The sequence below is a fragment of the Pseudoalteromonas sp. PAST1 genome (genome assembly GCF_021532515.1).
In the GTDB taxonomy this organism is placed as follows: domain Bacteria; phylum Pseudomonadota; class Gammaproteobacteria; order Enterobacterales; family Alteromonadaceae; genus Pseudoalteromonas; species Pseudoalteromonas simplex.
On sequence record NZ_JAKGBH010000131.1, the window covers coordinates 1 to 1,414 of the forward strand.

A 1,414-nucleotide genomic window follows, 5' to 3' on the forward strand; every position below is an offset into this window, starting at 1 on the left:
CCATGGCGCTTTTTAAACAAGATACATCTAAGTCAGCTAGTATGGCGAGGAAAAAGAAAATGGCAGGGCTAGACGATGATTACCGCTCAACCCTGTTAGAGTCTGGGATTAAAATGCGCTAGCCGTGGGTTTCTCATGCTTCAACTTACTTTAGTTGATGCAACTAGCTAATTCTTAACCTTTCCACCATTTCATTTAAAACTTTATATTGTATTTCCCTTAGCATACGTAACTCTACAGCGCGTGTAGGGGTAGTTGGCATTTCTAGGACTTCTTTGTAAAGAATCTCAAATACACCTTGAATGTTTTTAACCATGGAATCTAAGTAAGTTGCAGCTCCCTTGTCTGGCATGCCAATTTCATTTGCAAAAGCCAAAACATCATCTCGCCTTAATTCATCAAATGTTTCTTTTCCATTTATCGGTATTGATAATTTTTGCTCAAGTGGTTTAGTCCCTTCTTGCACATATATTATCGTAGACAATAAATCATAAAATGGTGTCAGCTGTGGATCCCCATCCCCATAATAAAAGCTAATATTTTTTAGGTGTGCATCACCGTTTCCTATAAGAAAATTAAAAATAACCCAGCGATATAGCTTTATTGTATCTTGTGCCTTAGTCCGAACTTTGCCCAATATCTTCTTATAAATTTCAACAGTTGAAGCTGCATATTTAAAATCTTTACCAAAACTCAATAGTTGACACGCATCAATAATGTGTCGACGCTCTTGATTCGGGTATTTACCATACCGGTCAAATCTTTCAACTAAATAGATAGGCTCAGGTACATACAATAACTCCACTTTTGGTACATCTATACCCATCATTTTAGCAAGCCTCATAACAAACCATTCATTACAAGTCGTTTGCCAATAATCATCAGGCTCTGAATGATCTGGTTTCAATATATGAGTGGAAGGCGTACCTGCATTACCTTCAAAAAAATCAGAGCCTTTTTTTATAACTAGCATTTTATATTGTGCCCCAGCGAGTGACATCCTACTACCTTGTCTCTTATTCAATGGTGCTTTAGGGAGAGCTTTTATCCTCTCTGAAAGAGCAGATAATTCTAGAGGCTCAGCACTTGGATCTGGCAAGCCCCCCCCTTAGGCAACATTATTAAGGCACCAGCGGACTCAATACCTGACACTTCTAGTAATGCAAATGAATCGTAGTAGTCAACTTGCGCATCTTTTGCTAATAATTTGCGCGCGTTTTCTTCGGGTAAAAGATTATCAAAAAAGCTCTAAACAGGACGTTTAGTACCTGTATCTAACGTCATTTCATTTTGAACATTAGGCTTGCGCAATCTCACCCTTTCAAGGGCGAGTCAAGCAAGAGGTAACTAGTCTTTTTTCTGACTTAAAGCGCGTGAAGTTTTTACGGCTCTTTCACTTGGCGGTGTGTTTTGA

The 1,414-nt window shown here is 38.6% G+C and carries 1 protein-coding gene and 1 pseudogene; both read right to left on the reverse strand.

Features of this window, described 5'->3' with window-relative positions; genetic code table 11:
• Window positions 1-163 precede the first annotated feature (163 nt).
• A complete protein-coding gene (locus tag L1272_RS23000) occupies window positions 164-1,099 on the reverse strand; it encodes a HipA domain-containing protein (RefSeq protein ID WP_235374368.1) in 936 nt (311 codons plus the stop codon).
• Window positions 1,072-1,188 (reverse strand): annotated as a pseudogene (locus L1272_RS23005) (hypothetical protein); the annotation flags it as partial. The pseudogene L1272_RS23005 and the gene L1272_RS23000, both read right to left, overlap by 28 nt.
• Between the last annotated feature and the right edge of the window lie 226 nt (window positions 1,189-1,414).